Origin of the sequence: Streptomyces sp. SID4985 (genome assembly GCF_009863025.1) — a bacterium.
GTDB lineage: Bacteria > Actinomycetota > Actinomycetes > Streptomycetales > Streptomycetaceae > Streptomyces.
On the sequence record NZ_WWIR01000509.1, the window covers coordinates 1 to 7,863 of the forward strand.

At 72.3% G+C, this 7,863-nt stretch carries 8 protein-coding genes; all 8 read left to right on the forward strand.

Translation table 11 applies throughout. The features are described from left to right. The first annotated feature begins 182 nt into the window (after positions 1 to 182). On the forward strand, positions 183 to 869 hold the full coding sequence (gene rpe, locus GTW40_RS22230; RefSeq protein WP_161181952.1) for a ribulose-phosphate 3-epimerase: 687 nt from the start codon (positions 183 to 185) through the stop codon (positions 867 to 869). Positions 870 to 960: 91 nt separating this feature from the next. Beyond that, complete coding sequence (locus tag GTW40_RS22235) at positions 961 to 2,004, forward strand: sugar-binding domain-containing protein (protein ID WP_161181958.1); 1,044 nt, start codon at positions 961 to 963, stop codon at positions 2,002 to 2,004. Positions 2,005 to 2,093: 89 nt separating this feature from the next. Beyond that, the gene (locus GTW40_RS22240; RefSeq protein WP_161181953.1) at positions 2,094 to 2,618 is read left to right on the forward strand and encodes a ribonuclease domain-containing protein; all 525 of its coding nucleotides are present in this window, start codon (positions 2,094 to 2,096) and stop codon (positions 2,616 to 2,618) included. After that, positions 2,615 to 2,950, forward strand: coding sequence for a barstar family protein (locus GTW40_RS22245; RefSeq protein WP_161181954.1), 336 nt, complete (start codon positions 2,615 to 2,617; stop codon positions 2,948 to 2,950). The genes GTW40_RS22240 and GTW40_RS22245 overlap by 4 nt, the downstream gene beginning before the upstream one ends. Positions 2,951 to 3,076: 126 nt before the next feature. Further along, a complete protein-coding gene (locus GTW40_RS22250) occupies positions 3,077 to 4,519 on the forward strand; it encodes a GuaB1 family IMP dehydrogenase-related protein (RefSeq protein WP_161181955.1) in 1,443 nt (480 codons plus the stop codon). Positions 4,520 to 4,592: 73 nt separating this feature from the next. Continuing rightward, on the forward strand, positions 4,593 to 5,081 hold the full coding sequence (locus GTW40_RS22255) for a GNAT family N-acetyltransferase (RefSeq protein WP_161181956.1): 489 nt from the start codon (positions 4,593 to 4,595) through the stop codon (positions 5,079 to 5,081). Positions 5,082 to 5,206: 125 nt separating this feature from the next. Beyond that, positions 5,207 to 5,659, forward strand: coding sequence for an Lrp/AsnC family transcriptional regulator (locus GTW40_RS22260; RefSeq protein WP_018548984.1), 453 nt, complete (start codon positions 5,207 to 5,209; stop codon positions 5,657 to 5,659). Between the two features lie 127 nt (positions 5,660 to 5,786). Continuing rightward, positions 5,787 to 7,863 (forward strand): ATP-binding protein (locus GTW40_RS22265; protein ID WP_161181957.1); only part of this gene is annotated, 2,077 nt, incomplete at its 3' end.

The following is a 7,863-nucleotide window of genomic DNA, read 5'->3' on the forward strand; positions in this document are numbered from 1 at the left end:
AGGGGCGCGGGGAACTGCGCGACAAGCCACAACCCACCCGCACCCGAGGCACAACCCCCACCCCTCCCAGGGGCGCGGGGAACTGCGCGAGGAACCACGACGCACCCGCACCCGAACCACAAACCTCCACCACCCCAGCCCTGCCCCCCAAACCCCCGGAGGGACATGGCAGGCTTATGGCCATGGCCGCTCAGATCAACCCCAGCATCCTGTCCGCAGACTTCGCCCGACTCGCCGACGAGGCGGAGGCGGTCGAGGGGGCCGACTGGCTCCACGTCGACGTCATGGACAACCACTTCGTCCCGAACCTCACGCTCGGCACCCCGGTCGTAGAGTCCCTGGCCCGCGCCACGGACATCCCGCTGGACTGCCACCTGATGATCGAGGACCCCGACCGCTGGGCCCCGCAGTACGTGGAGGCGGGCGCCTCCTCGGTCACCTTCCATGTGGAGGCGGCCCGCGCCCCGATCCGGCTGGCCCGTGAGATCCGCGCCAAGGGCGCCCGCGCCTCCATGGCGCTCAAGCCCGCGACGCCCATCGAGTCGTACGAGGACATCCTCCCCGAGCTCGACATGCTGCTGATCATGACGGTGGAGCCCGGCTTCGGCGGCCAGGCGTTCCTGGACATCACGCTGCCGAAGATCCGCCGTACCCGGGAGCTGATCGCCAAGCACGGTCTGCAGATGTGGCTGCAGGTGGACGGGGGTGTCTCGGCCGAGACGATCGAGCGGTGCGCCGAGGCCGGAGCCGATGTGTTCGTCGCCGGATCGGCCGTCTACGGCGCCGCCGACCCCGCCGAGGCCGTGCGCGCGCTGCGCGCGCAGGCGGACCGGGCGATCGCCGATTCGACCTGGGTGTGCGGCCACTGAGCCACGGTTGCGTGAACGGTTGACGGAAGCCCGCCGATCAGGGCGGATGAGCCGCGCCGAATCTGCGAGGATGAACGGCGAATCAGAGTGTGTGCACAGCAGTGAGGAGATCGCCGTGTCGGGTATGTCGGCGGGCCGGACAGCCATGCGGATGGGGCCCGCTGAGCTGGTGCAGGCGGCGGCCATGGCCCGTCGCTTCTACCTCGAGGGCAAATCCAAGATCCAGATCGCCGAGGAGTTCGGCGTGAGCCGCTTCAAGGTGGCCCGGGTCCTGGAGACGGCCCTCGAACGGGATCTCGTGCGTATCGAGATCCGTGTGCCGGCCGAGCTGGACGCCGAGCGCTCCGACGCGCTCCGCGCCCGTTACGGACTGCGGCACGCCGTGGTCGTGGAGTCCCCGGCCGAGGCGGAGGAGACCCCCGACCCGGAGAACCTTGGCGAGGTGGCGGCCGATCTGCTCGGCGAACTCGTGGACGAGGGGGACGTGCTCGGGCTCGCCTGGGGCCGCTCCACCATCCACATGGCCGCGGCCCTCGACCGGCTGCCGCCGTGCACGGTGGTGCAGCTGACGGGCGTGTACGACGCCGGGACCGCCGAGCGCGGCTCCGTCGAGGCCGTCCGCCGGGCCGCGCAGGTCTCGGGCGGCGACGCGCACCCGATCTACGCGCCGATGCTGCTGCCGGACGAGGCCACCGCGGCGGCGCTGCGCAACCAGACCGGCATCGCCCGCGCCTTCGAGTACTTCGACAAGGTCACGGTCGCCTGCGTCTCCATCGGCTCCTGGGAGCCGGGCATCTCGACCGTGCACGACATGCTCAGCGACGAGGAGCGCGCGCACTACGCCTCGCTCGGGGTCGCCGCCGAGATGTCCGCGCACCTCTTCGACGCCGAGGGCCGCCGGATCGGGCGGGACCTGGGGGAGCGGTGCATCACGGTCAAGACCGACCAGCTGCGCCGTATCCCGGAGGTCGTGGCCATCGCGGGCGGCCAGCGCAAGGCCCCGGCCATCGACGCGGTGCTGCGCTCCGGCCTGGTCACCAGCCTGGTCACGGACACCTCGGCGGCGGACTACCTGCTGACCGCGGGGCCCACGCCGAAGGCCGCGCTCAGCCGCGCGGACCCCGATGGTTCCTGACGGTTCCTGACCGGCCCCGGCCGACCCGATCCTGGCGAAAGGGGCCATCCGGGCCCACGCGGGGGCCGGACCGTGACAGCATCGTCGGCATGCTGTCGCGGTTCGTCCCCCATCGGCCCGTCCGGCGCGTGTCCCGCGCGCCCCACGGGCCGTCCCGTTTCGTCCCCCGCGTCTTCGCGGGGCTGCTCGTCGCCCTCTCCGTCCTGCTCGCCGGATGCGCGGACCCGGGAGTGGGCACCGCTCCGCCCGCCGTCACACGTACGACCGTCGCGGCCACCTCGTCCGCAGCGGTCTCCTCCGGCCCCTCCACCGCGTCCGTACCGGCGTGGGCCAAGGGCATGGCCACCGTCCCGGCGTCCCGGCTGCCCGTCGAGGCCCGGCGCACCCTGGCCCTGATCGACCGGGGCGGCCCCTATCCGTACGCGCGGGACGGCGTCGTCTTCGGCAACTACGAGGGACTGCTGCCCAAGCATCAGCGGGGCTACTACCACGAGTACACCGTGCCCACCCCCAACTCCCGTACGCGGGGCGCCCGGCGCATCATCACCGGGCAGGGCACCGAGTTCTACTACACCGACGACCACTACAACTCGTTCCGGGCGGTGCTGAGATGAGCGAAGACCTGGCGGACCGGTTCACGGTCACCGTCAATCTGGCGGGCGTCACCGACAAGGCCGGACTGATGGAGCGGGCGGCCGACGTGCTCGACCTGCCCGAGTGGTTCGGCCGCAACTGGGACGCGCTGCTCGACTCCCTGTGCGACACCACGGTCTGGCCGACCCCGGCCGTCGAGCGCGGGCTGCTGGTCGTCGTGCGCGGCTGGCACACGTTCGCCGAGAAGAACCCGCGCGAGTGGCGCATCGCGAGCGACATCCTCTCCGAGGCGGTCGACCGCACCTTCCTGCTCGACGTGGTGCTGGCGCTTGGAGGAAACGCCCACCCCTGACCGGTGACGCTGGAGGTTCCGTGGGGGTATGACCGGGGACCTCCCATGGGAGAATGAAGTACGTGCTCTTTTCCCCCCGGCGCACCCGTCGGGGGGTCACCTCTGATCGACTGGGATGTGCGGCACGTGCGTTTCCTCAATGACATCCGGCCCGCGTACGACCTCACGTACGACGACGTGTTCATGGTTCCGAGCCGCTCCGCGGTGGGCTCGCGGCAGGGAGTGGACCTCGGTGCGCCGGACGGGACCGGTACGACGATCCCGCTGGTCGTCGCCAACATGACCGCCATCGCGGGCCGCCGTATGGCCGAGACGGTCGCGCGGCGCGGCGGCCTGGTCGTCATTCCGCAGGACATCCCGATCGACGTGGTCACCGACGTCGTCTCCTGGGTCAAGAGCCGCCATCTGGTGCTGGACACCCCGATCGTGCTCTCCCCGCAGCAGACCGTCGCCGACGCGCTGGCCCTGCTCTCCAAGCGCGCGCACAACGCCGGTGTCGTCGTGGACGGCGACCACCGGCCCGTCGGTGTCGTCACCGACGAGGACCTGGCCGGTGTCGACCGGTTCACCCAGCTCGAAGTCGTCATGTCCAAGGACCTGTTGCTGCTGGACGCGGACATCGACCCGCGCGAGGCGTTCAACACCCTGGACGGCGCGAACCGGCGCTACGCCCCGGCGGTCGACAGCGAGGGCAGGCTCGCGGGCATCCTCACCCGCAAGGGCGCGCTGCGCGCCACGCTGTACACCCCGGCCGTGGACGCGAACGGCAGGCTGCGCATCGCCGCCGCCGTCGGCATCAACGGCGACGTGGCGGGCAAGGCCAAGCAGCTGCTCGACGCGGGCGTCGACACGCTCGTCATCGACACCGCGCACGGCCACCAGGAGTCGATGATCAACGCGGTGCGCACGGTGCGCGGGCTCGACCCGGACGTGCCGATCGTCGCGGGCAACATCGTCTCCGCCGAGGGCGTGCGGGACCTCATCGAGGCGGGCGCGGACATCGTCAAGGTCGGTGTCGGCCCCGGCGCCATGTGCACCACCCGCATGATGACCGGCGTGGGCCGCCCGCAGTTCTCCGCCGTCCTCGAATGCGCCGCCGAGGCGCGGAAGTTCGGCAAGCATGTGTGGGCCGACGGTGGTGTCCGCCACCCGCGCGACGTGGCGATGGCCCTCGCGGCCGGTGCCTCCAACGTGATGGTCGGCTCCTGGTTCGCGGGCACCTACGAGTCCCCGGGCGACCTCCAGCAGGACGTCAACGGGCGCCTGTACAAGGAGTCCTTCGGCATGGCCTCCGCGCGCGCCGTGCGCAACCGCACCTCGGAGGAGTCGTCGTACGACCGCGCCCGCAAGGCGCTGTTCGAGGAGGGCATCTCCACCTCCCGCATGTACCTCGACCCGGCCCGCCCGGGCGTCGAGGACCTGATCGACTCGATCATCGCGGGCGTCCGCTCCTCCTGCACCTACGCCGGTGCCGCCTCCCTGGAGGAGTTCGCCGACAAGGCCATCGTCGGCATCCAGAGCGCGGCGGGCTACGCCGAGGGCCAGCCCCTGCACGCCAGCTGGAACTGACGCAAGTCCCTTGCGGACGGCCCCCGTTGTAAATCAGGGGCCGTCCGCCCGCTTTCGCTCCTACGCTCGGCCCATGGACATCGCCGTGTGCCGTGCCGCCGACGTACCCCTCCTCGACCGCGCCCTCCCCGGCCCTGGACGCACCTCCTTCCACGCCCGGCGCCTCGCGCGCCAGCGGGCCGGGGAGAGCACCTATCTCGTGGCCTGGCTGGACGGGCGGCCGGTCGGCTCCGCCGAGATGCGCTGGACCGGGTGTGACGCGCCCGAGGTCACCATCGACTGCCCGGAGATCGGCGGGGTGGCCGTGCTGCCGGAGGCGCGGTCGCGGGGGATCGGGAGCGGACTGATCCGAGCCTGCGAGGAGCTCGCGCGGGAGCGGGGGCTGGAGGTCGTCGGGATCGGGGTGGCGGAGGACAATCCGCGGGCCGCCGCGCTGTACGCCCGGCTCGGGTACCGGCCGGTGGTGGAGTACGCGGACCGGTACGCGTACGTCGAGGCGGACGGCCGTACCCGCGAGTGTGTGGACATGTGCACGTTCCTCACCCGGCGGGTCGGTGGCTGACGCCCGGCCCGGGTGGTCGTGTTCTACTTCGTATGACGGCCCACGCCGTCCCCGTGACGTGGCCTTTTGAGGAGGTCGCGGGCGGGGCGCAGAAGTGATCGACACGAAGAAGTGAACCACCCCCTGTGCTGAACGATCTCGACGAACGCATCGTGCACGCCCTCGCCGAGGACGCCCGCCGCTCCTATGCGGACATCGGGCAGTCGGTCGGTCTGTCCGCGCCCGCCGTCAAGCGGCGGGTGGACCGGCTGCGGGCCACCGGAGCCATCACCGGATTCACCGTGCGGGTGGACCCGGCGGCGCTCGGCTGGGAGACCGAGGGGTACATCGAGATCTACTGCCGCAGCAACACCTCGCCGGAGACGATCCAGCGGGGCCTGGAGCGGTACCAGGAGGTCGTGGCCGCGTCGACCGTCACCGGGGACGCCGACGCCATCGCCCAGGTCTTCGCCTCCGACATGCGGCACTTCGAACGGGTCCTTGAGCGGATCGCGGGGGAGCCCTTCGTGGAGCGGACCAAGTCGGTGCTCGTGCTCTCGCCGCTGCTGCGGAGGTTCTCCTCGGGGGCACCGGCCTGACGGGCTCCTGACGGGCTCCTGGCAGGTGTTACCCGAGGTAACCATTGCGGTCCGCCGGGTGATCGCGTAGGTTGTCCCGCGCTTTGTACCGAGCGGTAACCCCCATTGGTGACCAAGCAGGTGACACATGCGCCGGTTCCGCCGTACCACCACCGTCCGCGCGCGGATCGTGGCGCTAGCCCTGGCCCCGGCCGTCGCGCTGATGGCGCTGTGGGGCTTCGCCATGGTGTCCGTCACCGGTGAGTTACGCGCCCTGATCCGCCTCCAGGGCGTGTACGTGGACTACGGCAGCCCGGTGGACACCGCCATCGGGCAGATCCAGATCGAGCGCCGGATGTCCGCCGCCTACCTCGGCACCCCGCGCGAGCGGGCCGACCCCGGCGGACTGCTCGCCCAGCAGCGCCGTACCGACCGCGCCGTGGCCCGTATGCGGCACGCCCTCGCGAGCGGCGATCTCGGCCGGCTCACGGCCCGCCAGCGCCGGACCCTGGACACCATGACCGCTGCGACCGGCAAGCTGGACGGACTGCGCCAGGAGGTCCTGGAGCGGCGTCTCACCTGGGACGGCGCCGTCACCGCGTACAGCGCGCTCGTGGAGCCCGGCTTCGCCGTCGAGTCCGCGCTCACGGCCCTCCAGGCCGGACAGCTCGCGCGCGAGTCCCAGACGGTCATCGAACTCGTCCGGGTACGGGAGTTCGTCTCCCGCGAGGACGCCCTCGTCGCCGGGGCGCGCGCGGAGGGCGGGCTGACCGACCGGCAGTACGACACCCTCACCGCGACCATTGAGGACCGCCGCGTCTTCGAGCGGACCTATGTGCCCGACCTGCCCGCACCGGCGCGGGCCCGCTTCGAGCAGTTCCAGCGGGGGGACCTGCACCGCTCGCTGGTGCGCGGTGAGGACGCGCTGCTGCGGGCCGGACCCGCCGGTTCCGGCAAGGCCGTCGCGGCGGACACCTGGCGGACGGTCACCGACCGGGCCGTGCTCCGCTACCGGGAGCTGTGCGTCGCCGCCGCCAAGGACTCCGCCGCGCGCGGCCGGACCTTCGCCTACGCCGAGCTGACCAAGGCCGCCGTGGTCGGCGTGGCCGGACTGGCCGCCGTCGCGCTGTCGCTGTGGCTCGCCGTGCGCGGCGCCCGGCGCGTCTCCCGCCGCCTGGAACGGCTGCGCGACGCCGCCGATCTGCTCAGTACCCGCCAACTCCCGGACGTCATGCGGCGCTTGAGCGCCGGTGAACCGGTCGACGCGGCCGCCGAGGCACCCCCGCTCGCCGCCGACGACGTACGCGACGACGAGATCGGACAGGTCGGCCGCTCCTTCAACGCCGCGCGACTCGCCGCAGTTGAAGCAGCCGTCACCCAAGCCACGCTGCGGCGCGGCCTGTTCGCGGTGCTGCTCAACATCGCCCGCCGCAACCAGGCGCTCGTGCACCGGCAGTTGAAGCTCGTCGACACCCTGGAGCGCAGCACCGAGGACCCCGAACTGCTGCGCCACCTCTTCCTCATCGACCACCTCACCACCCGGATGCGGCGGCACGCGGAGAGCCTGATCATCCTCTCCGGCGCGACACCGGGCCGCCGTTGGCGCGGTCCGGTGCCCCTCGCGGACGTCGTCGCCTCGGCGGTGAGCGAGATCGAGGCGTACGAGCGGGTGGTGGTGCCGCCCCTGCCCGACCTCGGCATCGCGGCGGACGCCGTGGCCGACGTGGTGCACCTCGTCGCCGAACTCCTGGAGAACGCCACCGCGTTCTCGCCCCCGCACACCGAGGTCACGATCCGCACCGGACGCGTGGGCGACGGCTTCGTCCTGGAGATCGACGACCGGGGGCTCGGCCTCGACGCCACCCACCGCGAGGAGGCCCGCCGCACCCTCACCGACCCGGACGCCTTCGACCCCACCCGCCACGACCGCCTGGGCCTCTACGTGGTCGGCCGCCTGGCCGCCCGCCACGGGATCGGGGTGAGCCTCGGGGACTCGCCCTACGGCGGTACGACGGCGGTCGTGGTGCTCCCGGCGGCCGTGCTGGCGGAAGTGGAGCTGGTGGGTACGGCGGGAACGGGGGCACGAGCGATCCAGGAAGCCGGTGGGCCACACGGAGGCGGGCCCGGGACGAGAGGCGGTGGCGGCGACGTGGGCGGAGACGGAGACAGCGGCTGGGGCGGCTCAGGCGGTGGGGGCGGGCCGCTCCCACCGCCGACCGGACCCC

What these genes read in the sequence shown, in the direction of transcription:
- rpe (WP_161181952.1), top strand. Translation starts at nt 183, where the DNA reads ATGGCCGCTCAGATCAACCCCAGCATCCTGTCCGCAGACTTCGCCCGA.
- GTW40_RS22245 (WP_161181954.1), top strand. Translation starts at nt 2,615, where the DNA reads ATGAGCGAAGACCTGGCGGACCGGTTCACGGTCACCGTCAATCTGGCG.
- GTW40_RS22255 (WP_161181956.1), top strand. Translation starts at nt 4,593, where the DNA reads ATGGACATCGCCGTGTGCCGTGCCGCCGACGTACCCCTCCTCGACCGC.
- GTW40_RS22240 (WP_161181953.1), top strand. Translation starts at nt 2,094, where the DNA reads ATGCTGTCGCGGTTCGTCCCCCATCGGCCCGTCCGGCGCGTGTCCCGC.